Source organism: Arthrobacter sp. FW306-1B-G06A, assembly GCF_058781765.1.
Window position 1 is genome coordinate 19,364 of sequence record NZ_JBYSXB010000023.1, and the last position, 24,364, is coordinate 43,727.

The window sequence follows — 24,364 nt, forward strand, 5'->3', positions numbered from 1 at the left end:
CTGATACAACTCTGTCGGGGCTGTCTCAGTTCCGGCCATGCGTGTGCTGTGAGCGAACTGTGAACGTTCAGCACACGCCGGGCGCTTCCGTACTAGGCTGGATGGCAGACAAAACCGCCCGTTTCCGGGCCACCCCCAACGATCACAAGGAGAGTCATGGCAGGCGAATCCACATTCGACGTCGTCAGCAAGGTAGACAAGCAGGAAGTCGCCAACGCGCTCCACCAGTCCCAGAAGGAAATCGCACAGCGATACGACTTCAAGGGCGTCGGCGCTGAGATCGACTTCAGCGGCGAGAAGATCCTCATGAAGGCCAACTCGGAGGACCGCATCCTCGCTGTCCTGGACGTGTTCCAGTCCAAGCTCATCAAGCGCGGCATCTCCCTGAAGTCCCTCGACCAGGGCGAGCCTTACCCCTCCGGCAAGGAATTCCGCCTGGAGTGCTCCATCAAGGAGGGCATCGCCCAGGACATCGCGAAGAAGATCAACAAGATCATCCGCGACGAAGCCCCGAAGTCCGTCAAGTCCCAGATCCAGGGCGACGAGCTCCGCGTCACCTCGAAGTCCCGCGATGACCTGCAGGAGACCATGAACATCCTCAAGAAGTTCGAAGAGGCCGATCTCCAGTTCGTGAACTTCCGCAGCTAGGACTTCGTTGCGACCCAAGCCGCCATCCGGAAGTACGACGACGGCGCGTTGCCCCCTGAGCGGGCAACGCGCCGTCGTCGTCGTTAATGGAGACAGGCGCGTCACTCCAGGCAACTTTTTGGGGTCGAGGCCTGGCGAAGGCCCCGGGATTCCGCGACTGCACCGATCCGCGGAGGTCAAAAGACTGCGGCGCGTGACATCCACCCCAAAATAATTACGACACGTTTCTTTTGCGCAATCACTTCCAGCGGGTACTGTACTTCCTTAGGCGAGCCTAAGTGTGGCTCCCCTAACGAAGGATTCCACATGACCGCGAACTTCCTGATCGGCCTGCGCGAGGGCCTTGAAGCCACCCTCGTTGTGGTCCTGCTCATGGCCTACCTGGTCAAGACGGGACGCCGCTCGCTGCTCCCCCGGCTCTGGGCCGGCGTCGGCATCGCCGTGGCCGTATCCATCGCCTTCGGCGCCTTGCTCACCTTCGGTCCGCAGGGACTGACTTTCGCTGCGCAGGAGGCGATCGGGGGCGGATTGTCCATTGCCGCCGTCGGGCTCGTCACCTGGATGGTCTTCTGGATGGCGCGCACTGCCCGCAGCCTCGGCGGCGAGTTGAAGTCCCAAGTGGACAAGATGGCCGACGGCGCCGCGTGGGGCCTCATGGTCGTGGCTGCACTCGCGGTGGGCCGCGAAGGGCTTGAGACGGCGCTGTTCCTTTGGGCTGCTGCCCAGGCCGCCGGGGAATCGTCGCAGCCGCTGCTCGGTGCGCTGCTCGGGCTGGCCGTTGCTGCCGGGCTCGGATACTTGCTGCACCGCGGAGTCCTCAAGGTCAATCTCTCCCGGTTCTTCACCTGGACGGGAGTCGGCCTCATCGTGATCGCGGGCGGCGTGCTGGCATATGGCATCCATGACCTCCAGGAAGCCGGGATCCTGCCTGGGCTCCACACCCTCGCGTTCGACGTTTCCGCAGCAATCCCGCCGTCGTCCTGGTACGGCACCCTGCTGAAGGGCACCCTCAACCTGTCCCCGGCCACCACGTGGCTCGAAGCCGGGGCCTGGCTGCTGTACGTGATCCCTGTGCTCTATTTCTACATCCGCACCAACGGTTCCTCGCCGCAACAGTCCACCGGCAACGCCCCCACGGCCCAAGCCGCCAACGCTGCCTAAAAGCTTCCCGCACCCCACAACAGAAGGAAACCCCCATGCCTGGCACTCCCCTGCCCAAAATGTCCCTGCCCACAACGGCTTCACGCCGCCGGACGTCGCTCGCCATCGTCGCCGCTGCCGCCGCCGTGCCGCTCGTCCTCACCGGCTGCACGGATAACACCAAGACGCCGGGCGCCAGCGCCTCCGCCGGAGCGATCCAGGTCACCAGCACCAAAACCGAATGCAAAGTCTCCACGGGCAGCGTCCCCAGCGGCAACCTGAGCTTCGCGGTCAAGAACGACGGCACTGAAATTACCGAGTTCTACCTCCTCGCAGAGGACGGCCTGCGGATCGTCGGCGAAGTGGAGAACATCGGTCCCGGCCTGACCCGCAACCTGGTGGTCACTGCTCCCGCGGGCAAGTACACCACCGCCTGCAAGCCCGGCATGCAGGGCGACGGTATCCGTGCCGCCTTTGAGGTCACGGACTCCGGAAACAAGACCGGCGTCGATGCCGATTTCCAGAAGCTTGTGGACACTGGGGTCCAGCAGTACACGGCGTACGTCAAAGACCAGACTGAGCAGCTTGTGACCGGCACCAAGGCCTTCGCCGATGCCTACGCGGCGGGGGACGTAACGAAGGCCCGCGAACTGTACGCCGCAACCCGCATGCACTGGGAACGGATCGAACCCGTAGCGGAATCCTTCGGGGACCTCGACCCCAAACTCGACGCCCGCGAAGCCGACCTTGAACCGGGCCAGGAATGGACCGGCTGGCACCGCGCGGAGAAGGACTTGTTCCCGCCGTCGGGCTACACAGCGCTGACGCCCACCGAGCGGGCCAAAATCGCCACGCAGCTCGTTTCCGACACCGAGGAGCTCGGCAAGCGCACCCGCACAGTGGTGCTCTCCGCGGACAAGCTCGGCAACGGAGCCAAGGAACTCCTGGACGAAGTCGCGCGCGGCAAGGTCACAGGCGAGGAAGAAATCTGGTCCCACACGGACCTCTGGGACTTCCAGGCCAACATCGACGGCGCCCGGATAGCGTTCGAAAACCTCAAACCTGCGCTCGCGCAGAAAGACCCGGCCCTGGCCACGAGCCTCGACGGGAAGTTCGCTGCCCTTGAGGCCGAACTCAAGAAGCACGCCAAGGGTGACGGCTTCGCGTACTACAACGAACTCAGCCCCGCCGAGGTCCAGCAGCTCGCCGCGCTGGTCGACGCCTTGGGAGAGCCGTTGTCCAAGCTCACCTCAGCCGTGGTCCTGTGAGCGGCTGCCCTTTCAACCACGAGACCGCTGAGGCGCCCGACGGCGGGACCCAGGCTGCCGCCGTCGGGCCGGCCAATGCGGCCGTTGCGTCCGCTGCCAAGGACGACGACGGCAAGCGCGGCATGTCCCGTCGCGGACTGTTCTCCCTCGCCGGCGTGGGCGGTGTCGGTGCAGTGGCAGGCCTTGCCGCCGGGTACCTCAGCCATGACGCAGTGGCAGCTGAGGCGGCCCCGGCCAGTGCTGCGAGCGACGTCGTTCCTTTCTATGGCGAACGCCAAGCCGGGATCATCACTCCCGCCCAGGATCGCCTCCACATCGCTGCCTTCGACGTGACGGTCGAGGACCGCGCCGCACTGATCCAGCTCCTGAAGGACTGGACCGCCGCGGCCGAAGCCATGACCACCGGTCGCACGACCGGCGCGACTGGCGCCGTCGACGGCCCCTACGACGCGCCGCCTGAAGACACCGGGGAAGCCTTCGATCTGGCGGCCGGCAAGCTGACGTTGACGTTCGGCTTTGGCCCGGGCCTCTTCGAAAAGGACGGCAAGCCGCGCTTCGGGCTGGAGGGCCGCAGGCCCGATGCCCTGATCGACTTGCCGCATTTCCCCGGCGATGCCCTCGAGGCCGCGCGTACCGGCGGCGACATTGTGGTCCAGGCCTGCGCCGACGATCCGCAGGTCGCCGTGCACGCGATCCGGAACCTCGCACGCATCGGCTTCGGCAAGGTGCGCGTCCGCTGGTCCCAGCTGGGGTTCGGCCGCACCTCGTCGACCTCCCTGGCCCAGACCACCGCGCGCAACCTCTTCGGCTTCAAGGACGGCACGGCCAACCTGAAGTCGGAAGACACAGCACTCCTCAACGAGCACGTCTGGGCCACCGCCGGAACCCGCCCGGGTGAAGCGTGGATGGCGGGAGGCAGCTACCTTGTCTCCCGCCGGATTCGGATGCATATCGAGATCTGGGACCGGACCTCGCTCCGCGAACAGGAAGGGCTGATCGGCCGCACGAAAGGTGCCGGAGCGCCGTTGTCCGGAGGGGAAGAATTCACGGTGCCGGACTTCGCAATCAAGGGCCGCGATGGCGAGCCGCTGATTCCCATCGATTCCCACGTCCGCCTCGCCCACGCGGACCAGAACAACGGCGTGAAGATGCTTCGCCGCGGATACAACTACGCCGACGGTTCGGACGGGCTCGGCCACCTCGATGCAGGCCTGTTCTTCATCGCCTTCGTCAAGGACCCGCGGACGCACTACGTGCCCATGCAGATGACGATGGCAAAGAGCGACAAGCTGGCCCTGGAGTACCTCAAGCACACGGGCTCCGGCCTGTTCGCGGTGCCTCCGGGCATCAAGGCGGGCGGCTTCATTGGTGAGGGCTTGTTCGCATGAAGCCGCCCGTCGTCGGACGCGGCCGGTAGGGCGATCTACGGGACCGCTGGCTAGGAAAGCGGCCGTCCGGCCATCCGTTCGAGCCGCTCGATGCGCTCACGCATGGGCGGGTGGGTGGCGAACAGCTTGGTCATGGCACCGCCGCGGAACGGGTTGGCAATCATCAGGTGCGAAGTATTCACGAGGCGCTGATCCTGCGGCAGCGGCACCTGCTTCACGCCTGCTTCGATCCTGCGGAGGGCTGAGGCGAGCGCCAGCGGATCGCCGGTGAGCTCCGCGCCGTCGTGGTCGGCGTCGTACTCCCTGGTGCGGGAAATGGCGAGCTGGATCAGCGAGGCGGCAAACGGCGCCAGGAGGGCCATGGCGATCATGGCAAACGGGTTGGCGTTCCGCCGGTCCCCGCCGCCGAAGAACAGCAGCATTTGGCCCACCGAAGTAATGACGCCGGCGACGGCGGCCGCGATGGACGAAGTGAGGATGTCGCGGTTGTAGACGTGCATGAGTTCATGCCCGAGGACGCCGCGGAGTTCGCGCGCGTCGAGCAAGTTCAAGATCCCCGCGGTGCAGCACACGGCGGCGTTCTTGGGATTGCGTCCCGTGGCGAAGGCATTGGGGGTCATGGTCGGAGAAACGTAGATCCGCGGCATGGGTTGGTTGGCCCGCACGGAGAGCTCCCGGACGATTTGGTACAGCTGCGGAGCCTGTGCTTCCGAAACCGGGTACGCGGCCATGGAGCGGATGGCGATCTTGTCGCTGTTCCAATATCCATAAGCCGTTGTCGCGACGCCGATCACTGCCATGATCCAGATGGGCGACGCACTGCGGGTGCCCACACCGATCACGGCACCAAGACCCAGCAGCACCGCCCAGAGCACACCGAAGAGCGCTGCGGTCTTCAGGCCATTGTGATGATTATGCACTTCACTACTTTCTTGCAGTACGGCTTTTGGTTCTGTTCCGATTAACGCCGACGGCGGCCCGGACGTTCCGCCCAACTAGCTCGCATTTGTTGTCGTTCTGAACCACCATAACGACAACAACTGCGAGCTAGTTGGGCGCGGGGCTGGGTCCGGGCTAAGGCACCGGGTGGAGCGAATCGTACTGGAGGAATCCACGCTGACCGCGCGCCACCAGCCAGGCAAGCACTGCGCACAGCACGCCGCCGAGGAGCAGCACCCAGCCCTCGCTGAGAACTTTCGTGACTCCACCGGCGAGCATGTCGCCCACTCGCGGACCACCGGAAACCACCACAATGAACACGCCTTGCAACCGTCCCCGCATATGGTCCGGAGTGGCCGATTGCAGGATGGTGGTGCGGAAGACCGCGCTGACGGAGTCCGAGATCCCGGCAAGGGCACAACACAAGGCCGCCGGGATGATCCACAGCGTGACGCCATCGCGCCCTGCGTCCCCGGCCAGGACCACCACCAGCCCGAAGGCCGCTATGGAGAAGCCCCATCCGGCGACGGACCACACCACCGCGCTCCCCTGGCGCCGCACCCTCCCCAGGGGCCCGGAGAACAGTCCCGCCAGGAAGGCGCCGACGGCCACGGACGCGAGCAGCACACCCACAGTGGTGTCACCGCCCCCGATCATCGTGGCTCCGATCGCGGGCATGAGGGCACGGGGCTGGGCGCAGATCATCGCAATGAGGTCGATGATGAACGTCATGCGAAGGTTGGGCCGGGTGCCCAGGAAACGGAAGCCCTCGACGACGGAGCGCAGCCCGGGTGCCGACGCGTTCTCCGCCGCGGGAAGGGCCGGGAGCTTGAACAGGCTCCACAGCGCGAAGGCGAAGCTGAGCGCATCGATCGTGTAGGTCCAGCCAAAACCGCTCGACGCGACCAGCACACCGGCCAGCAGGGGGCCTGCCGTCATGGAAATGCCCATGTTGAGCATGCTCAACGCGTTGGCGGCGGGCAGCAGTTCCTTGCGGACCAGCAAGGGAATAATGGCGCTGCGTGCCGGTCCGTTGATGCCCTGCGCGCCGCTCTGGATAGCGACGAGGAGGAACAGGATCCAGACATTGTTGAGCTGGAACCAGGCCTGGAGTGCCAGGGCCACGCTGCAGGCCCACAGGACGAGGGACGCAACAATGGCGACCTTCCGCCGGTCATAGGCATCCGAAAGGGCGCCGCCGAACAAGCCCGCAATCACCAGCGGAACCAGGGCAAAGATGCTGAGCAGTCCCACGTAGAGGCTCTGTTGGGTGATGCTGTAGACCTCGAGGCTCACGGCAACCAGGGTCAGCTGGGATCCGACCATCGACACCGAAGACCCCAGCCACAGGCGGCGGAATGCGGGGCTTTCGCGAAGCGGGGTCATGTCAGCCAGGAGTTTTGCCACCGTCCAACCCTACCCACCAAGCCATCCGCCCTCCCGGAGCGCCGCGGGGGCAGGGTTCGCAGCTGCGGTGCGGTCCGCCGTCGGGCCCGAGTCCGGGCCGCGAGCGGGGTGCCGTCGTGCCCGAGTGCCGCCCGCCGTCGGCGGGTTCATCCGAAGTTAGCCTCACCTTATTGTGAAGTACTCATAATAAGTGCTTCAATGGGCGTATGGCAGATCACACGGCAGACCAGGAAGCGTGGGCTTCCGCCCTGCATTCCCACGGACGCCGCGTGACCAAGCAGCGTCTTGCGGTTCTTGCTGCCGTTCAGCACAATCCACATTCCCCGGCCGAAGGCATCCTGGCTGCCGCGCGCAAGGAACTTCCCGAACTGACAGCGCAGTCTGTTTATGTGGTGCTGAGCGACCTCACGGACCTACAGATGCTGCGACGGTTCGAACCGCCCCACTCTCCCGCGCTGTATGAGACCCGGGTGGGCGACAACCACCACCACGCCGTCTGCATCAGTTGCGGCCGGGTGGAGGATGTCGACTGTGCCGTCGGCCATGCCCCCTGCCTCACCCCGCACTGGGATGAGCACTCCAAACCCATGACCATCCAGATCGCAGACGTCCTGTACCAAGGCATCTGCCAGGACTGCCAGGCCAAACAACAGCTTCCTACTCACACGCAAGTAACCACGAAATAGGAGAACGATGACCGCGAACATCTCGACCACCCAGTCGGGCGCCCCCGTCACCTCGGACGCGCATTCCAAGTCCGTTGGTGCCGATGGTGCCATCATCCTGACCGACCACTACCTGGTGGAAAAGCTCGCCCAGTTCAACCGCGAGCGCGTCCCGGAGCGTGTTGTCCACGCCAAGGGCGGCGGCGCTTTCGGTACCTTCAAGACTTCCTCGGATGTTTCCAAGTACACCAAGGCTGCTTTCCTGCAGCCCGGTGTCGAGACGGACATGCTCATCCGCTTCTCCTCCGTCGCAGGCGAGAACGGGTCCCCCGACACATGGCGCGACCCCCGCGGATTCGCCGTCAAGTTCTACACTTCCGAGGGCAACTACGACCTCGTGGGCAACAACACCCCGGTGTTCTTCATCCGCGACGGCATCAAGTTCCCGGACTTCATCCACTCCCAGAAGCGCCTCCCGGGCACCCACCTGCGCGACGCCGACATGCAGTGGGACTTCTGGACCCTCTCCCCGGAGTCCGCACACCAGGTCACTTGGCTCATGGGCGACCGCGGCCTGCCGGCTTCCTGGCGTGAAATGCAGGGCTACGGCTCGCACACCTACCAGTGGATCAACGCCGAGGGCGAGCGCTTCTGGGTCAAGTACCATTTCAAGTCCAACCAAGGCGTCAAGACCATCACGGGCGACCAGGCTGAAGAGCTGGCCGGTTCGGACGCGGACTTCTACATCCGCGACCTCCAGGAGAACATTGCCGCCGGCAACTTCCCGTCGTGGGAACTGCACGTCCAGGTCATGCCTTACGAGGACGCGAAGACCTACCGCTTCAACCCGTTCGACCTCACCAAGGTGTGGCCGCACGCGGACTACCCGCTGATCCACGTTGGCACCATGGAGCTCAACAAGAACCCGGAAAACTACTTCGCGCAGATCGAGCAGGCCACCTTCGCGCCGTCGAACTTCGTTCCGGGCATCGCCGCCTCCCCGGACAAGATGCTGCAAGCCCGCATCTTCTCCTACGCCGACGCACACCGCTACCGCGTGGGCACCAACCACGCCCAGATCCCGGTAAACCAGCCGAAGAACCAGGTCAACAACTACAGCCAGGACGGCGCGGGACGCTACCTGTTCAACGCTCCTTCGGTTCCGGTCTACGCACCGAACTCCGTGGGTGGCCCGGCTGCTGTTGAGCCGCAGAACCCGGCCGACGGCTGGGAGAACGACGGCGAGCTGACGCTCTCCGCACACTCCCTGCACGCCGAGGACGGCGACTTCGTCCAGGCCGGCGCGCTCTATCGCGAGGTGTACGACGACGGCGCCAAGGCCCGTCTGCTGGACACCATCACCGGCGCCGTCGGTGGCGTCAAGAGCGCCCACATCAAGGAACGCGCCATCCAGTACTGGACCAACGTGGACGCCGAACTCGGTGCCAAGCTGCGCGCCAACCTCGGCGCGGGCGAAGGCGAGTCGGCCGCGGAAGCAGCCAACAAGCTGTAACAACGGCCTCCAACGAAGCAACCCCGCTACGGAATTTACGTGGCGGGGTTGCTTTTTTTGGCATGAATAGCGGGTCTTGTTTAGCGTTCCTCGGCGGGTTTTCCACATAGCAAGCAGTGGCTCTGGCTAGCTCGGCATGGTGATCCATAGGATCCTTACATGAGCACATTTACCGGGATCCCCGCAGAGGCGATCGCCTTCTATGCCGAACTTGAAGAGAACAACAACCGCGAATGGTGGCTGGAGCACAAAGACATCTACGACTCCGCCGTGAAGGAGCCATTGACGCTGTTATTGGACGAGCTTGAGCCACGATTCGGGCCGGGCAAGGTGTTCCGTCCGAACCGGGATATCCGTTTTTCCCAGGACAAGTCCCCCTACAAGACGGCACAGGGAGCGTTTGCGGCAGACAAGGAGGGCGTCGGCTTCTACCTCCAGCTCAGTGCAGACGGCCTGTTGGTCGGGGGTGGATGCCACTCGCGCACCCCGGAGCAGATTGCCCGTTTCCGCGCAGCCACGGATTCGCCGGCCAGCGGGGAGCAACTGCAGAAGATCGTCGATTCCATCGCCGCGGCAGGTTTCGCGGTGGAAGGCGAGAAGCTCAAGACCGTGCCTCGTGGTTTCGACAAAGACCATCCCCGGGCCGAGCTTCTGAAGCACAAGTCGTTGTCCGCAGGCATGACCTTGGGCGAACCGGAATGGATGTCCAAGCCCTCGGCCAAAGAAGAAATCGCCAAGCGTTGGGAGGTACTGCGCCCGCTTGTGGAATGGGTCAACGAACACGCGGCGCCGTAAGCGTAGGGCCGTGAATCTAGCCAAGCAGTGAGCCCGGTCCCGGGATCAAACCTTGCTGAGGCTGTCTTCGTCGTCGCCGCTCTTGTCGGAAGCCGCGGCCTTGTCGGACATAGCGGCGTTCCCGGCCACAGCGGCTTTCGCCGATGCGAACTTCTCGTTCAAGCGGGAGTGGCGCTGTCCATAGGCAAAGTAGATGGCAAGTCCGATTGCCAGCCAGATGGCGAAGAAGATCCAGGTCTCCACTGCCAGGTTTGTCATCAGGTAGACGCACAGGACGGCAGAGACCACGGGAAGCACCTTGCCGAACGGAACCCGGAAAGCCGGCTTCAGATCTGGACGCTTCTTACGCAGGACCAGGATGCCCAGGCTCACCATGACGAAGGCCGAAAGGGTACCTATGTTGATCATTTCCTCGAGAAGATCCACGTTGGTCAGGCCAGCGACGATTGCCACGGCAGCGCCGCAGATGATCTGGAGGCGGACCGGCGTCGAACGCTTGGCACTGGTCTTGGACAGCGCGCGCGGGAGCAGGCCGTCACGGCTCATGGCAAGGACCACCCTGGCCAGGCCCATGAGCAGCACCATGATGACGGTGGTCAAACCGATGAGCGAGCCAAACGCAATGACCTTGGCCGCGTCGGTGTTTCCAACCGCCTCGAAGGCCGTGGTCAGGGTGGGGTTCTTGGCTTCGGCCAGTTGGGTGTAAGACACCATGCCGGTCAGGGCCAGGGAGACCAGGATGTACAGCAGCGTCACCAGCGCCAGGCCGCCGAAGATGCCCCGTGGCAAGGTCTTCTGCGGGTTCTTGACCTCTTCCGCTGAGGTGGCGACAACGTCGAAGCCAATGAAGGCAAAGAACACCAACGCTGCGCCGGCAAAGATGCCCAGCGTTCCGTACTGCGCCGGAACCGCACCAGTGAGGAAGCCGAAGAAGGACTGCTTCATGACATCCGCGCCGTCGTTGCCCCCGGTAGGCTGCGATGCCGGGACGAAGGGCGCGTAGTTGGAGAACTTCACGTAGGTGAACCCGACAACAATCACGAACAGCACCACGGCGATCTTGATCAGCGTGAACACGTTGCCCACCCGTGCGGAGAGCTTCGTGCCAAGCACCAGGAGCACCGTGAAGATCGCGACAATCAGGAAAGCGCCCCAATAGAGATCCACGCCGGCGATGTTCACGGCCGGAGGCATATCCACACCCATGAGCGCAAAGACTTTGCTCAAGTAGATTCCCCAGTACTTGGCGATCACCGCAGCAGCGGTAAAGAGTTCAAGGATGAGGTTCCAACCAATGATCCAAGCGAGGACTTCTCCCATCGTGGCGTAGGTGAAGACGTAGGCGGACCCAGCAACAGGGATCGCGGTAGCGAATTCGGCGTAGCACATGATGGCCAAGGCACACGTGACGGCCGCGACGGCGAAGGAAATCGTGACGGCCGGGCCGGCGAAGTTCGCAGCCGCCTTGGCACCGACGGAGAAGATCCCGGCGCCGACGGCAACGGCGACGCCCATGATCATCAGATCCCACGTGCTGAGGGAACGCTTGAGCTTGCGTCCGGGCTCATCGGCGTCCGCAATGGACTGCTCGATCGATTTGGTCCGGAAGAGGTTCATAGAAGAGTCCACAATCTTGATGAGGTGGTAGAAACAGACTCATCAAGAGTAGTGTCCAGCCAATGGACCCCCACATTTGTCCCGAATCGTGAGACACAAGCACGGTCCATCTTCAGAGATTGGAGACGTTCCAATCCATCAACGTGGAACGAATAAGGAAGCGCTTCCCCTCAGGCGATTCCACCGAGAACCCACTCCCGCGGCCGTCCACTACGTCCACCGTCAGATGGGTGTGGGACCAGTAATTGAACTGCTCCCGGGACATCCAGAACTCCAGGAGCTGCGGCCGTTCGGGCTCGCCAATATCGAAAAGTCCGAGCAGAACGTCCGAATCACCGGTGATGAATTCGCCGGCGGGATAGCACATGGGTGAGGAACCGTCGCAGCAGCCACCCGATTGGTGGAACATGAGGGGACCGTGTTGCTCCCACAGCTTCCGGAGCAGTTCGATGGAAACGGCGGTGAGCGCCACCCGGGAAAAGTCTTCCCCGGGCAGCGTCACTGCGGCGTCAAGCCTGTTGCGGGGCATTAGAACCTCAGCACCACGCGGCCGTCGATCTTGGCATGCTTCATTTCGTCAAAGACCGCGTTCACCTCGGAGAGCTCCCGCGTGGACACGGTCGGGTGGATCTTGCCCTGCGCGTAAAAGTCCAGGGCTTCCTCCAGGTCCTGGCGTGTTCCCACGATCGAACCACGGACGGTCAGGCCCTTGAGCACGATCTCGAAGATCGGCGCGGGGAAGTCTCCCGGCGGGAGTCCGTTGAAGACGATGGTCCCGCCACGGCGGGCCATGCCGATCGCCTGCCCGAACGCCGAGGGGTGCACCGCCGTGACCAAGACGCCGTGGCAGCCTCCGGTTTCCCGTTGAATGACTTCCGCCGGATCTTCGTGCAGCGCGTTGACCGTGAGCTCGGCGCCGTGTTTCCTGGCGAGGGCGAGCTTGTCGTCGGCGATGTCCACAGCGGCAACCCGCAGGCCCATGGCCACGGCGTACTGGACTGCGATGTGTCCCAGGCCGCCGATGCCGGAAATAGTGACCCATTGGCCCGGCTTGGCCTCGGTCATCTTCAATCCCTTGTAGACCGTGACTCCGGCGCACAGCACCGGGGCGACCTCTACGGGGTCCGAACCTGCCGGGATCCTCGCAGCGAACCGGCTGTCCACCAGCATGTACTCACCGAAGGAACCGTCCACGCTATAGCCGGCGTTCTTCTGGGCTTCGCACAGCGTCTCCCAACCGGTCCGGCAGAACTGGCAATCGCCACAGGCGGACCATAGCCAGGCGTTGCCCACCAGGTCCCCGACGGCAAGGTCGGTGACGCCTTCACCGAGGGCAACCACTTCACCCACGCCTTCGTGGCCGGGCACGAACGGCGGTGAAGGCTTGACCGGCCAGTCCCCCTCGGCGGCGTGCAGGTCGGTGTGGCACACGCCGCTGGTGATGACCTTGACCAGCGCTTCTCCTCGGCCGGGCGTGGGAAGGGGAAGTGACTGGATCTGAAGGTCTTGTCCGAATTCTGTTACTACGGCTGCTTGCATAGTCGTCGTCATTGGCGAAATCCTTGCGTCGTTAAAACTAGATGTGCGGTGTAGGTGCTGCTTTCCTGAGGGGTGGCCAGGGTGGGCCGGCGGGGAGGGATCTGTGCTGGTCCCGCCCCGCCAGGTCAAATGCGGCTTAGAAGAAGCCGAGTTTGTTTTCGTTGTAGCTGACCAGGAGGTTTTTGGTCTGCTGGTAGTGGTCCAGCATCATGGCGTGGTTCTCGCGTCCGATGCCGGAGGACTTGTAGCCGCCGAACGCGGCACCGGCCGGGTAGGCGTGGTAGTTGTTGACCCAGACGCGGCCAGCCTGGATCTCCCGACCTGCCCGGTAGGCAACGTTGCCGTTGCGGGACCAGACGCCGGCGCCGAGTCCGTAGAGGGTGTCGTTGGCGATCCCGATGGCGTCGTTGTAGTCGCTGAACTTCGTCACGGACACCACGGGGCCGAAGATCTCTTCCTGGAAGATCCGCATCCGGTTGTGGCCTTCGAAGATGGTCGGCTGGACGTAGTAGCCGCCGGCGAGGTCACCGGAAAGCTCGGTCCGGGCGCCGCCGGTGAGGACCTTGGCGCCCTCCTGCTTCCCGATGTCGATGTACGAGAGGATCTTCTCCAGCTGGTCGTTGGAGGCCTGGGCGCCGATCTGGGTGTCGGTGTCCAGCGGGTTGCCTTGGATGATCTTGTTGGTGCGTGCCACGGCGTCGGCGATGAAGGAGTCGTAGATGCCTTCCTGGACCAGGGCGCGGGAGGGGCAGGTGCAGACTTCGCCTTGGTTGAAGGCGAAGAGCGTGAAGCCTTCCTGGGCCTTGTCGTAGAACGCGTCGTTCTGCGCGGCTACGTCGTCGAAGAAGATGTTAGGGCTCTTGCCGCCCAGTTCCAGGGTCACGGGGATCAGGTTCTGTGACGCGTACTGGCTGATGAGCCGGCCCGTGGTGGTCTCGCCGGTGAAGGCGATCTTGCGGATTCGCGGGCTGGAGGCGAGCGGCTTGCCGGCCTCGACGCCGAAGCCGTTGACGACGTTCACGACGCCGGCGGGCAGCAGGTCGGAGATGAGTTCCATGAGGACCAGGATGGAGGAGGGGGTCTGTTCGGCGGGTTTGAGGACGACGGCGTTGCCCGCGGCCAGGGCCGGGGCGAGCTTCCACACCGCCATGAGGATCGGGAAGTTCCACGGGATGATCTGGCCCACGACGCCCAAGGGCTCGTGGAAGTGGTACGCGGTGGTGTCCTCGTCGAGCTGGGACAGGTGGCCTTCCTGGGCACGGATCGCGGAGGCGAAGTAGCGGAAATGGTCCGCCGCGAGGGGGATATCCGCGTTCAGGGTTTCCCGGATCGGCTTGCCGTTGTCCCAGGTCTCGGCGACGGCCAGCAGCTCGACGTTCTCATCGATGCGGTCGCCGATCTTGTTCAGGATTGCGGCGCGTTCGGTCGCGGAGGTCTTGCCCCAGGACGGTGCCACCTTGTGCGCGGCGTCCAGTGCCAGCTCGATGTCCTCGGCCGTGCCGCGGGCCACCTCGCAGAAGGCCTTGCCGGTCACCGGGGTGATGTTCTCGAAGTACTGCCCCTTGACCGGGGCAACCCACTCGCCGCCGATCCAGTTCTCGTAACGGTCCTTGAACGTGACCTTCGAACCCTCGGCACCCGGCTGTGCATAAACAGTCATCTGTAGCTCCTTTGCTGCGCATGATGGTGGCTTTGCTGTGCCATCAGCGTAGGAGCGGGGAGGTTGCAAGCAGGTTGCAACCTTGTGGTTCAGATCACGTCGGGGCAGTACTCCCCTGCCGGGCCCGGAAAGCTAGAGACCTGCAGGGAAATTGTAGGAGCTCGGAACCGGCGAAGGTGCGGAACCGAAGGAGAGCACCACTTCGTCGTGGGCCTTGAGAACCACGTCAGACACCGGCGCACTCTGTTTTACGCCGTTCAGGTATACGGTCCAACCTCCGGTTCCGCCGTGCGGTGCTCCGGTGGCATCCTTGCCGTCCAACACTCCCCATTCGCTGAGGACCTGGCCGAGCGTGTACTTCAGGCCGGCGGTGGGCGCTTCGATGTGGATGACGCCAGTCGTGTCGTGGGTGTGAAGTGCCGAGATTCCGTTGGGTTGCCCGTCGGCCCCGAAACTGAAACCAATCTCGGCCGGGACCGTGACGGCTTTGCCATCCACCAGGACGTCCAGATGGGCGTGGTAGTGCTCGGCTGTGCCTTCGGCGGTCAGGATATCCAGACCTGCGGACTTGATTCTCTGGGCGCCCGCCGCGGGATCAAGTCCCCAGGCGGCGGAAGCCGTGGTGGCCGAAGTCGAAGGCGTGGCCGAAGCCGAAGGCGTTGCCGACGCGGGGGCTGTCTGGGCGGGTGCCCCGCAAGCTGTGACTCCGGCAAGGAGTCCGGACACAGTCAGGGCAACGGCGAGGCGTTTGTTCAACACGGAGGAAGCTTCTTTCGTTTGGCTCGCTTCTACGATACGGTCCAAAACTCCGTATTGCCCGAGTGCCACACGAGGGGCCAGCGTCAGGCCGACAGTTCGCTTTCCAGGCGTTCAAGCTCGGCGACGACGGCTGCCCGCTTTGGCGAGCGCGGCGGCAGGAGCCTGAGGGCGGCAAGCCGGACGTCGACGTCGTTCTTCGCCTCGGGCAGTCCGGCATACTTGAGCAGCGCCTCGGCACTGCCGTCGTTCAGGACCGCCTCGCGCAGGAGCGCCGAAACCTTCTCGCGGAGTTCCACAATGCCGGGCGCTTCCGAATGCGGAAGGACGGCGCCTTTGTAGATCTCCAGCGCGATGCGGTGGGCGCCCCGCTGCAGGCAGGACAGAACCTGGGCCGCATCCTGGCCAAGGTCGATCGGGAGCCGGTAGGGGCGTGATTCCGGGACCGCGGCGGGGTCGAGCTCGTGGAGCACCTTGCGCAGGCGCACCATTTCGGCCCGCAACGTCACGCTCGAGCCATCCCCCGGATAGAGGGCCAGGGCGAGCTCCTCGGCACTGAGCCCTTCGGGACGGGTTCCCAGCAACGCCAGGATCTCGCTGTGCCGTGCGGACAGCGGAATGCTGCGCCCTCCGATGCTCAACAAGGCCTGGTCCCGGCCGAGCAGCTGGAGGCTGTTCCGGTACAGTCCTGTCCCCTGGCGTGGGCCGACGGCGGAAGGCGAGTTCCGGCGTCGGGCAGGCGCAGAGTGCTTAGTGGCCGCGAGTTGGAGCCTTTCCACACGCAATTGCGCCTGCGCGGCAGCCACAGTTGCTTCAACGAGGGAAAGTGTGTGGGGTGCGACGGCGGCTTCCGTGCCGGTGATGTCGACGACGCCGAGCAGGGCTCCGGAATCAGGGTCATGGAAGGGCACGGCGGTGCAGCTCCACGGGTGGACGGAGCGCTTGTAGTGCTCGGCGCCGGAGATCTGGATTCCACGGCCCAAGGCGAGCGCCGTGCCGGGCGCACTCGTGCCGACCGCGGCTTCGGACCAGTCCGCGCCGGCGACGAACATCATGCCTTCGGCGCGGCGCCGCATCGCGGGATTTCCGTCCACCCATAGCAGGCGCCCCAGCTCGTCCCCCACGGCGACCAGCAGCCCGCTCTCATAGCTGGGCTGGATGAGGAGCTTCTGGATGACGGGCATGATGGTGGCCAGCGGGTGTTGGCGGCGGTATTCCTCGAGCTCGTCGAGGTCGATGACCAGCGGCGCCTCGGGCTGGTCCGGGTTCGCCTTGAGCTGGGCGGATCGCTGCCAGGATTCCTTGATCAGGCTGCGTAGACCGGGAAGCTCCGTGGCGTCGGGAAGCCCGTAACGCCACGATTCCAAGTGTTCGTGCCCGGCGCGGGCATGACGCTGCAGCAGCTCGGCGGCGTCATTGACCGAAGCTGCCGGATGGATCGGATTCCTCATCGAACTCCCAAAACCGGACGCAGCACAGTACGGGCCAGTCTAGTTGCGACGCCGGGGTTTGTGTACCCGCTCACTCCGGGTGGATCTCGTACGACTCGACCTCACCCAAGGCTTCGATCCGGGGTACGGGCAAGCCGACTTCCGCGACGAGTTCCGCGAAACTGTGGCCGCTGCTGAAGCGGTCAAATGTTGCCCTGTCCGGGCAGGTGTCGTAGACCGAGATGCCACCCTCAGTGGATAGGCACACGTGGATTTTTAACGCGCCGGGCGGCAGGAGGCCCACCATGCGCTGGTGGCCTTCCAGCAGTTGCGCGGGATCTCCGTCGAAATGGTAGACGCCCATGAACATTGCTTCTCTCCTGTCGTGCTTCAGCTTCGGCGCGACGCCGCCAGTGCCCGCGCGAGGGCTCCGGGTTTGCGGTCGGCCCAGGGTGCGGCCTTCTCGAGCTGGCCAGCCAAGCGAAAGAGCGTGGCCTCGTCTCCGAAACGGCCAAGGAAGGACATGCCCACCGGCAGGCCGTCAGAGTCGACTCCGAGTGGCACCGACATGGCCGGGTTGCCCGAGATGTTGGCATACTCGCCGTCGAACATGAGGAAGCGGCCGGCCTCGCGCTCGCCGCGCAACGGCTCTTCCTCGGTTCCACGCAGCGTTCCCAGCGGCAACGGGGGCCAGCCAACGGTGGGTGTCATCCAGACGTCGAATTCCTCGAAGAATCCAGCCAGGCGGCGGCTGAAGCGCTGCAATTCCTCCATGCCGAGGAGATACTGGCCACCTGTCACAGCCCGCGAGCGCTCGAAGTCGGCCGCCGTGAACGGCTCGATCTCACCCGCTTCAGGCGGCCTGCCCATCCGCTGCGTCCAGTACGCCTCGATCCACGCGATCGCGCCTCCATAGACGGCCCTGACCGCCCGGTGCCCCGCCCGCCCCAGGCCCTCGGGGTGCGCTTCCGTGACACTGTGGCCCAGCCCAGCCAGAAATTCCACGGTTTCCTCGAACACCCGCACGTAGTCCGGATGCACTTCTTGCCCGGAGTTGGGCGTCGCGGTTGCGGCGATGCGAAGCTTTCCAGGAGCAGTTCCGGCCTCAAGCAGGAAGGGCCGGGCCCGGGGCGGCGCCCAATATGGATCGCCAGGCGACTGACCGGCCGTCGCGTCAAGGAGCGCCGCCGAATCGCGAACGCTCCGCGTCAGCGCATGTTCGACGGCGAATCCCCCGGCCACGTCGCCATACTCCGGGCCCATGGGAACCCGTCCGCGGGTCGGCTTGAACCCGAAAACCCCACACCAGGCGGCCGGGTAGCGCAGGGACCCGCCAAGATCGTTTCCGTGCGCCATGGGGACCATTCCGGAGGCGACGGCGGCGGCGGACCCGCCGCTGGAGCCGCTGGTGGACAGCCCCAGGTCCCAAGGGTTTCGGGTGGCACCATGCAAGGCCGGCTCGCAATGCGGGCTGAGCCCGAATTCCGGTGTGTTGGTCTTCCCGAGGATCGCAAGTCCGGCTTGGCGGTACCGGCGGGCAAGTTCCTGGTCCTGGCTTGAGACGTTGTCCTTCAACCAGCGGGAGCCTTCGTTGAAGGGAGCTCCGGCGATCTCGAGCGAGAGGTCCTTCACCAGGAAGGGAACCCGGGGAAACGGAGCGCCAGGAGCCGGGCCTTCTGCTCCGGGCTCCAGGTGCGCGACGATGCAATGCAGGACCGGATCGATCTCGCGGATACGGTCACGGCCGGCGTCGAGCAGTTCGCCCGGCGAGATCGCGCCGCTCTGCACCAGTTCTGCCTGCCCGACGGCGTCCGTCCAGCGGAGCTCCTCGTCCATGGCTCATTTTAGGACCGGTCGGCCGGGGCCGCTAGGCGCGGTCCGCGAGCCGATGGGCGCGGTGCGCGAGCCGCTAGGCGCGGTCCGCGAGCCGTCAGGCGCGAGCCGCGTCCCCTAGCCGCGGGAGATCTCGATCATGTCCTCGCGCGGGACCACCTTGATGCGTTCGCGTACGACGCCGGCGTCCGGGTTTTCAGCGGTCCATGCGGCACCGAGGGCTAGTTCGTGCGCATCGAGCTTGTTCCAGCCTTCCCAGGTGGTGTACTCGATGCCCCGCTCTTCCAGGAGGTTGATGATGGCCTGCGGGTCCGGGTTTTCGGCCGGGGGCAGGGTGAGGCGGTCCTCCAGGAGGCAGCCGATGGTTTCCAGTGCATCGCCCTTGGTGTGCCCGATCAAGCCGACGGGTCCGCGCTTGATCCAGCCAGTTGCGTAGATACCGGGCACCGGCTTGCCGTCGGCGTCCAGCACCCGTCCGCCGTCGTTGGGAATGACGCCGCGGCGGGCATCGTATTCAAGCTCGTCCAGCGGCGATCCGTGGTAGCCGATGGCGCGGTAGACGGCCTGGATCGGATAGTCCACGAACTCTCCGGTGCCCTTGACGTTGCCCGTGCCGTCCAGTTTCATGCGCTCGAACTTGATACTGGAGACTTTCCCGGAGCCGTCTTCGGAAACGATCTCCACCGGGCTGTGCAGGAAGTGCAGGTGCAGGCGGCGGGACGAGGGCTGCTCGGCTTCGGCATGTTCTTCGACGAGCCAGTTGGTCAGAGTGTTGACCATGGTCTTGATCTGGTTGTTGCTGCGGATGGCCTCGTCCGAGGCTTCGTCAAACTCGAAATCTTCCGGGTACAGCACAATGTCCACGTCGTTAGAGTGCGAGAGTTCGCGCAGCTCCAGCGGAGTGAACTTGATCTGGGCGGGGCCACGGCGTCCGAAGACGTGCACATCCGTGACCGGGGAGGCCTTGAGGGCGGCATAGACGTTGTCCGGGATTTCGGTCACCAGGAGGTCGTCGGCGTGCTTGGAGAGCATGCGGGCCACGTCCAGCGCCACGTTGCCGTTGCCGATGACCGCCACTTCCTTGGCATCCAGCGGCCATTCGCGGGGCACGTCGGGGTGTCCGTCGTACCAGGAGACGAAGTCGGCGCCGCCGAAGGAGCCTTCCAGTTCGATTCCCGGGATGTTCAGGTCCGCGTCCTTGATGGCCCCCGTGGAGAAGATCACCGCGTCGTAGAACGAGCGGAAGTCGTGCAGCGTAAGGTCGCGGCCGTACGTCACGTTGCCGAGGAAGCGGATGTCTCCGCGGTCCAGGACCTTGTGAAGCGCGTTGACGATGCCCTTGATGCGGGGGTGGTCAGGAGCTACGCCATAGCGGATCAGGCCGTACGGCGCAGGGTATGCCTCGAAGAGGTCGATGCTGACCTCAACGTCGCCGTCCTTGACCTCGTTCGATTTGGTCAGGATATCCGCGGCGTACACGCCGGCCGGTCCTGCGCCGACGATGGCGACGCGCAACGGACGTTTTGAGGTGGTTTCGGCCGAGTTGGACACCGTGAACCCTTCTGAGACGGGAATCCGCCCCGCGTGGTGGGGCGCGCAGTTTCCAATTCTAGTTCTCGGTTGCGGCCGGAGTGTCAGTACGTGGCGCGAGGTGACACAACGGGGCGAGGAAACTCACAATAACTTTCCGGCCGTACGGTCAGGAATACCTCCGCAATATGTGATGTTCTTGACTTTGTGTCTACGCCCGAGCAAACCGCGCCCGCCCCGTCCGCCACCACCGCTTCGAATGCTGCAACTGCAGCTTCCGCCGCTGCCACGGCGAAGAAAGAGACGACGGCGGGCGTCGTCTTCGGTATCGGCGCGTACGGTCTGTGGGGGCTGCTTCCGCTCTACTTCCTGGTGCTGCACCCCGCCGGAGCGGTGGAAATCGTCGCCAACCGGGTGGTGTGGTCGCTCATTTTCTGCGCCCTGCTCATCACCATCACCCGGACATGGCGCCTCCTCGGCAACGCCTTCAGGGACCGGGCGGTCCTTGGCCCGCTCGCCATCGCTGCCGGGCTCATCGCCATCAACTGGTTGACCTACACTTTCGGCGTTACCACCGGCCACGCGGTCGAAGCCTCGCTCGGTTACTTCATCAACCCGCTCGTGTCGGTCCTTCTTGGGGTGTTCGTCCTGAAGGAAAAGCTCCGCCCGCTCCAGTGGGCCGCCGTCGGGATCGGCTTCATCGCCGTCGGGGTCCTGACGGTCTCCTATGGCAAGCTGCCGTGGATCGCCCTGGTCCTGGCGTTCAGCTTTGGACTCTACGGATTCGTGAAGAAGCGCGTGGGGCCGAAGGTCAATGCCATCACGAGCCTCACGGTGGAGACTGTTGTCCTCGCTCCGATCGCCGGCGCCACCATGATTGTCCTCGGCCTCACGGGAGCCGGAACATTGGGAAGCAACGGCCCGGGCCATTTCTGGCTTTTGGCGGCTTCGGGCATCATCACCGCCGTGCCGCTCCTCTTCTTCGGGGCCTCCGCACGCCGACTGCCCATGACCACCATCGGCCTCCTGCAGTACTTCGCGCCGGTCCTCCAGTTCATCGTGGCCCTGGCCGTCTTCCACGAGGCCATGACGCCGGACCGCTGGGTGGGCTTCGGCATCGTGTGGCTGGCCCTACTGCTCCTGACCCTCGACATGCTGCGCACGGCACGCAAGAACTCGGTCATCAGGAAAAGCGCACGCCTCAGCGCGGCCTAGTCCGCTTGCCTGCCTGGCGCCCATACCGGACATGCCCCTCGTTAAACGCCAAGGATGGACATAGTCAGACTATGTCCATCCTTGGTGCGTAGAGGTGGGCAGGTCCACCTGAAGGTTTGCGGCTAAGCGTTGGCCTTGATGGCCGCTGCCAGGACCTCAAGGCCGTCCAGGAGCAGTTCGTCGCTGATCACCAGCGGCGGCAGCAGGCGGATCACGTTGCCGTAGGTACCGCAGGTCAGGATGATGACGCCTTCCTGGAGGCACGCCGCGGCAACGGCCTTGGTCAGTTCGGCGTTCGGCTCCTTGGAGCCGGCCTGGACCAGTTCGATCGCCAGCATGGCACCGCGTCCACGGACGTCGCCGATGACCCCACCTGCAGAAGGATCAGCCGCGAGTTCGCGCAAGCGGCCGAGTGCGACTTCCTCGATGTGGCGGGCGCGGGCGTTGAGATCGTGCTGCTCCATGGTGCCGATCGCCGCAAGGGCTGCGGCACAAGCAACCGGGTTTCCACCGTAGGTGCCGCCCAGGCCGCCCGGGTGGACGGCGTCGAGCAGGTCCGCGCGGCCGGTGATCGCGGACAGCGGAAGGCCGCCGGCGATGCCCTTGGCCATGGTGATGATGTCCGGGACAACGCCCTCGTGGTTGACGGCGAACCATTCACCCGTGCGGCAGAAACCGGACTGGACCTCGTCGGCAATGAAGACGATACCCTTTTCCTTGGCCCAGGCGGCCAGTGCTGGCAGGAAGCCCTCAGCGGGAACGATGAAGCCGCCCTCGCCCTGGATCGGCTCGATGATGATCGCGGCAACCTGGTCGCCGCCGATCTGCTTCTCGATCATGGTGATGGCGCGCTTGGCGGCCTCGGCACCGGTGATCTCCGGGTTTTCCTCGCGGAACGGGTAGCTCATCGGCATGCGGTAGACCTCGGGCGCGAACGGTCCGAAGTTGGTCTTGTACGGCATGGCCTTGGCGGTGAGTGCCATGGTGAGGTTGGTGCGGCCGTGGTAGGCGTGGTCGAAAGCGACGACGGCGTCACGGCCGGTTGCCAGGCGAGCCACCTTGACGGCGTTCTCCACTGCCTCGGCGCCGGAGTTGAAAAGCACGGTGCGCTTCTCGTGGTCGCCCGGGGTAAGGCGGTTCAGCTGCTCGGCGACGGCGACATAGCCCTCGTACGGGGTAACCATGAAGCACGTGTGGGTGAAGTGCGCTGCAGCGTCCTGGACGGCGGCGACGACGGCGGGGTCCGAGGCGCCGACGCTCGTCACCGCGATGCCGGAGCCGAGGTCGATGAAGGAGTTGCCGTCGACGTCGCGGATGATGCCGCCGTCGGCGTCCTCAACGTAAACCGGCACGCCCGAGGACACGCCGGCGGCGACGACGGCCGCGCGGCGCTCGTTCAGGGCCTGGGACTTGGGGCCGGGGAAGGCGCCGTTGAGGCTGCGCTTCTGGTCCAGGCGGTAGGTGATTTCATGTGCTGTTGCGGTCATGATGGTTCTTTCTTTCTTATGCTTGCCGTGTTTGGGCGTCGGGCGTTGCGCCTGAGTCAGGCATCTGAGTCATGCGTCCAGCGCACTCATCACGTGCTTGATGCGCGTGTAGTCCTCGACGCCGTACATGGACAGGTCCTTGCCATAGCCGGACTGCTTGAAGCCGCCGTGCGGCATCTCAGCAGTCAGCAGGATGTGCGTGTTGATCCAGACCGCGCCGAAGTCCAGGTCGCGGCTCATCCGCATGGCGGTGCCGTGGTCCGTGGTCCAGACGCTGGAAGCCAGGGCGTATTCGACGTCGTTGGCCAGCTCGAGCGCCTCGGCCTCCGTGGTGAACTTCTGGACGGTGATGACGGGGCCGAAGGTTTCCTTCTGGACGACGTCGTCAGTCTGCTTGGCGCCGGTGATGATGGTCGGCTCGAAGAAGAAGCCCTTGTCACCCGCACGGTGGCCGCCGGTTTCGATCTTGCAGTTGGCCGGAAGGTGCTCCACCACCGAGTTCACGGCGTTGAAGTGGTTCACGTTGTTGAGCGGGCCGAAGTAGTTCTCGTCGTCGTTCTGCGAACCGGTGTGCAGCGTCTTGGTGTGCTCCACCATGGCGGCAACCATGTCGTCGTGGATGGAGTCCTCGATCAGCACACGGGTGATGGCCGTGCAGTCCTGGCCGGCGTTGAAGAAGGCGAATTCGGCGATGGCGGCTGCGCTCTTCTTGATATCGGCATCCTTGAAGACGATGGCCGGGGCCTTGCCGCCGAGCTCCAGGTGGGCACGCTTGAGGCCCTTGGCCGCTCCACTGGCTACGGCAATGCCGGCGCGGACGGAACCGGTGATCGAGACGAGGCCCGGGACCTTGTGCTCAACCATCATGGAGCCCGTGGCCCCGTTGCCGAGGACCACGTTGAGGACGCCGGCCGGGAAGATCTCCCCCGCAAGACGTGCCAGGACCAAGGTGGATTCCGGAGTGGTGTCGGAGGGCTTGAGGACGACGGTGTTGCCTGCTGCGAGGGCGGGGCCGACCTTCCAGATGCCCATGAGGAACGGGTAGTTCCACGGTGCAACCTGTGCCACGACGCCGATCGGTTCGCGGCGGACGTACGAGGTGTGACCCTCGAAGTACTCGCCGGCGGACTTGCCTTCCATGATGCGCGCGGCGCCCGCGAAGAAACGGAGCTGGTCTGCGCCGGCGGCAACTTCCTCGGACGCGATGAGGGCGCGGACCTGGCCCGTGTTTCGGTGCTGTGCCTCGACGAGCTCGTCGCTGTTGGCTTCGATGGCATCAGCGAGCTTGAGCAGCATGAGCTGGCGCTGGCCAGGCGTGACATGCTTCCAGGACTTAAAGGCTTCCTTCGCCGCGTTCATGGCAGCATCGACGTCGGCCGCGGTGGAGATAGGCGCGTGGGCGACAATCTCCCCGTTGGTGGGGTTCACGATGTCGAGCAGTTCGGTGCCTGCCGGCGTGACGAACTCGCCGTTGATGAAGTTCTGCAAGGTTTGGACCACGGTGTACAACCTCTTTCGGTGTCTAGGCATTGGT

General features: G+C 64.6%; 21 protein-coding genes. 8 read left to right on the forward strand and 13 right to left on the reverse strand.

All coding sequences use genetic code 11. The features are described from left to right. The first annotated feature begins 156 nt into the window (after nucleotides 1-156). From AC3WJM_RS13255 to efeB, 4 genes are all read left to right on the forward strand, one after another. Entirely contained in the window at nucleotides 157-648 is a 492-nt protein-coding gene (locus tag AC3WJM_RS13255; protein WP_059387254.1) for a YajQ family cyclic di-GMP-binding protein, read from the forward strand. Between the two features lie 306 nt (nucleotides 649-954). Beyond that, complete coding sequence (efeU, locus tag AC3WJM_RS13260) at nucleotides 955-1,809, forward strand: iron uptake transporter permease EfeU (protein ID WP_492272094.1); 855 nt, start codon at nucleotides 955-957, stop codon at nucleotides 1,807-1,809. Between the two features lie 35 nt (nucleotides 1,810-1,844). Beyond that, a complete protein-coding gene (gene efeO / locus AC3WJM_RS13265) occupies nucleotides 1,845-3,056 on the forward strand; it encodes an iron uptake system protein EfeO (RefSeq protein WP_492272095.1) in 1,212 nt (403 codons plus the stop codon). Next, the gene (gene efeB, locus AC3WJM_RS13270) at nucleotides 3,053-4,444 is read left to right on the forward strand and encodes an iron uptake transporter deferrochelatase/peroxidase subunit (protein ID WP_492272096.1); all 1,392 of its coding nucleotides are present in this window, start codon (nucleotides 3,053-3,055) and stop codon (nucleotides 4,442-4,444) included. The genes efeO and efeB overlap by 4 nt, the downstream gene beginning before the upstream one ends. 50 nt (nucleotides 4,445-4,494) lie before the next feature. Here efeB and htpX read toward each other — a convergent pair whose 3' ends face one another. Both htpX and AC3WJM_RS13280 read right to left on the reverse strand, forming a co-directional pair. Continuing rightward, nucleotides 4,495-5,364: a zinc metalloprotease HtpX gene (htpX, locus tag AC3WJM_RS13275; protein ID WP_284990988.1), complete on the reverse strand. Its 870-nt coding sequence runs from the start codon at nucleotides 5,362-5,364 to the stop codon at nucleotides 4,495-4,497. A gap of 154 nt (nucleotides 5,365-5,518) precedes the next feature. Beyond that, nucleotides 5,519-6,790 (reverse strand): MFS transporter, encoded by a 1,272-nt coding sequence (locus tag AC3WJM_RS13280; RefSeq protein ID WP_492272097.1) that lies wholly within the window; start codon nucleotides 6,788-6,790, stop codon nucleotides 5,519-5,521. 206 nt (nucleotides 6,791-6,996) lie between these two features. Here AC3WJM_RS13280 and AC3WJM_RS13285 point away from each other — a divergent pair, with 206 nt between their 5' ends. The 3 genes from AC3WJM_RS13285 to AC3WJM_RS13295 all read left to right on the forward strand — a co-directional run bounded on the left by AC3WJM_RS13285 (nucleotide 6,997) and on the right by AC3WJM_RS13295 (nucleotide 9,763). Next, on the forward strand, nucleotides 6,997-7,476 hold the full coding sequence (locus tag AC3WJM_RS13285) for a Fur family transcriptional regulator (protein ID WP_059387252.1): 480 nt from the start codon (nucleotides 6,997-6,999) through the stop codon (nucleotides 7,474-7,476). 7 nt (nucleotides 7,477-7,483) lie between these two features. Continuing rightward, nucleotides 7,484-8,968: a catalase gene (locus AC3WJM_RS13290; RefSeq protein ID WP_492272098.1), complete on the forward strand. Its 1,485-nt coding sequence runs from the start codon at nucleotides 7,484-7,486 to the stop codon at nucleotides 8,966-8,968. 159 nt (nucleotides 8,969-9,127) lie between these two features. Beyond that, the gene (locus tag AC3WJM_RS13295; protein WP_284990985.1) at nucleotides 9,128-9,763 is read left to right on the forward strand and encodes a DUF2461 domain-containing protein; all 636 of its coding nucleotides are present in this window, start codon (nucleotides 9,128-9,130) and stop codon (nucleotides 9,761-9,763) included. A gap of 45 nt (nucleotides 9,764-9,808) precedes the next feature. On the opposite strand, the gene AC3WJM_RS13300 is transcribed toward AC3WJM_RS13295, so the two are convergent. The 9 genes from AC3WJM_RS13300 to AC3WJM_RS13340 form a co-directional block, all read right to left on the reverse strand. Beyond that, on the reverse strand, nucleotides 9,809-11,380 hold the full coding sequence (locus tag AC3WJM_RS13300) for an amino acid permease (RefSeq protein WP_306959028.1): 1,572 nt from the start codon (nucleotides 11,378-11,380) through the stop codon (nucleotides 9,809-9,811). 112 nt (nucleotides 11,381-11,492) lie between these two features. Beyond that, complete coding sequence (locus AC3WJM_RS13305; protein WP_059387249.1) at nucleotides 11,493-11,909, reverse strand: DUF779 domain-containing protein; 417 nt, start codon at nucleotides 11,907-11,909, stop codon at nucleotides 11,493-11,495. Beyond that, nucleotides 11,909-12,931, reverse strand: a complete 1,023-nt coding sequence (adhP, locus tag AC3WJM_RS13310) for an alcohol dehydrogenase AdhP (protein WP_284990979.1) — start codon at nucleotides 12,929-12,931, stop codon at nucleotides 11,909-11,911. The genes AC3WJM_RS13305 and adhP overlap by 1 nt, the downstream gene beginning before the upstream one ends. Nucleotides 12,932-13,055: 124 nt before the next feature. Beyond that, entirely contained in the window at nucleotides 13,056-14,579 is a 1,524-nt protein-coding gene (gene exaC, locus AC3WJM_RS13315) for an acetaldehyde dehydrogenase ExaC (protein WP_441432622.1), read from the reverse strand. Nucleotides 14,580-14,711: 132 nt separating this feature from the next. After that, nucleotides 14,712-15,338: a hypothetical protein gene (locus AC3WJM_RS13320; protein WP_492272099.1), complete on the reverse strand. Its 627-nt coding sequence runs from the start codon at nucleotides 15,336-15,338 to the stop codon at nucleotides 14,712-14,714. 83 nt (nucleotides 15,339-15,421) lie between these two features. Beyond that, nucleotides 15,422-16,786: a GAF domain-containing protein gene (locus tag AC3WJM_RS13325; RefSeq protein ID WP_492272100.1), complete on the reverse strand. Its 1,365-nt coding sequence runs from the start codon at nucleotides 16,784-16,786 to the stop codon at nucleotides 15,422-15,424. 70 nt (nucleotides 16,787-16,856) lie between these two features. Beyond that, nucleotides 16,857-17,129 (reverse strand): hypothetical protein, encoded by a 273-nt coding sequence (locus tag AC3WJM_RS13330; RefSeq protein WP_306973042.1) that lies wholly within the window; start codon nucleotides 17,127-17,129, stop codon nucleotides 16,857-16,859. A gap of 26 nt (nucleotides 17,130-17,155) precedes the next feature. After that, nucleotides 17,156-18,601: an amidase gene (locus AC3WJM_RS13335; RefSeq protein WP_492272101.1), complete on the reverse strand. Its 1,446-nt coding sequence runs from the start codon at nucleotides 18,599-18,601 to the stop codon at nucleotides 17,156-17,158. 114 nt (nucleotides 18,602-18,715) lie between these two features. Then, a complete protein-coding gene (locus AC3WJM_RS13340) occupies nucleotides 18,716-20,149 on the reverse strand; it encodes an FAD-dependent oxidoreductase (RefSeq protein ID WP_332602761.1) in 1,434 nt (477 codons plus the stop codon). Nucleotides 20,150-20,335: 186 nt separating this feature from the next. Here AC3WJM_RS13340 and rarD point away from each other — a divergent pair, with 186 nt between their 5' ends. Next, entirely contained in the window at nucleotides 20,336-21,343 is a 1,008-nt protein-coding gene (gene rarD / locus AC3WJM_RS13345) for an EamA family transporter RarD (protein ID WP_332602760.1), read from the forward strand. A 122-nt stretch (nucleotides 21,344-21,465) separates the two neighbouring features. Here the strand turns inward: rarD and gabT are convergent, their stop codons facing one another. Together gabT and AC3WJM_RS13355 are read right to left on the reverse strand one after the other, a co-directional pair. Then, complete coding sequence (gabT, locus tag AC3WJM_RS13350; protein ID WP_492272102.1) at nucleotides 21,466-22,830, reverse strand: 4-aminobutyrate--2-oxoglutarate transaminase; 1,365 nt, start codon at nucleotides 22,828-22,830, stop codon at nucleotides 21,466-21,468. A 69-nt stretch (nucleotides 22,831-22,899) separates the two neighbouring features. Continuing rightward, a complete protein-coding gene (locus AC3WJM_RS13355; RefSeq protein ID WP_492272103.1) occupies nucleotides 22,900-24,330 on the reverse strand; it encodes a gamma-aminobutyraldehyde dehydrogenase in 1,431 nt (476 codons plus the stop codon). Nucleotides 24,331-24,364: the final 34 nt, after the last annotated feature.

Bases quoted from the DNA above. Each gene is read 5' to 3' on its own strand.
- AC3WJM_RS13255 (WP_059387254.1), top strand. From the start codon at position 157: ATGGCAGGCGAATCCACATTCGACGTCGTCAGCAAGGTAGACAAGCAG.
- efeU (WP_492272094.1), top strand. From the start codon at position 955: ATGACCGCGAACTTCCTGATCGGCCTGCGCGAGGGCCTTGAAGCCACC.
- efeO (WP_492272095.1), top strand. From the start codon at position 1,845: ATGCCTGGCACTCCCCTGCCCAAAATGTCCCTGCCCACAACGGCTTCA.
- AC3WJM_RS13285 (WP_059387252.1), top strand. From the start codon at position 6,997: ATGGCAGATCACACGGCAGACCAGGAAGCGTGGGCTTCCGCCCTGCAT.
- AC3WJM_RS13290 (WP_492272098.1), top strand. From the start codon at position 7,484: ATGACCGCGAACATCTCGACCACCCAGTCGGGCGCCCCCGTCACCTCG.
- AC3WJM_RS13295 (WP_284990985.1), top strand. From the start codon at position 9,128: ATGAGCACATTTACCGGGATCCCCGCAGAGGCGATCGCCTTCTATGCC.
- AC3WJM_RS13300 (WP_306959028.1), bottom strand. From the start codon at position 11,380: ATGAACCTCTTCCGGACCAAATCGATCGAGCAGTCCATTGCGGACGCC.
- AC3WJM_RS13305 (WP_059387249.1), bottom strand. From the start codon at position 11,909: ATGCCCCGCAACAGGCTTGACGCCGCAGTGACGCTGCCCGGGGAAGAC.
- adhP (WP_284990979.1), bottom strand. From the start codon at position 12,931: ATGACGACGACTATGCAAGCAGCCGTAGTAACAGAATTCGGACAAGAC.
- exaC (WP_441432622.1), bottom strand. From the start codon at position 14,579: ATGACTGTTTATGCACAGCCGGGTGCCGAGGGTTCGAAGGTCACGTTC.
- AC3WJM_RS13325 (WP_492272100.1), bottom strand. From the start codon at position 16,786: ATGAGGAATCCGATCCATCCGGCAGCTTCGGTCAATGACGCCGCCGAG.
- AC3WJM_RS13330 (WP_306973042.1), bottom strand. From the start codon at position 17,129: ATGGGCGTCTACCATTTCGACGGAGATCCCGCGCAACTGCTGGAAGGC.
- AC3WJM_RS13335 (WP_492272101.1), bottom strand. From the start codon at position 18,601: ATGGACGAGGAGCTCCGCTGGACGGACGCCGTCGGGCAGGCAGAACTG.
- gabT (WP_492272102.1), bottom strand. From the start codon at position 22,830: ATGACCGCAACAGCACATGAAATCACCTACCGCCTGGACCAGAAGCGC.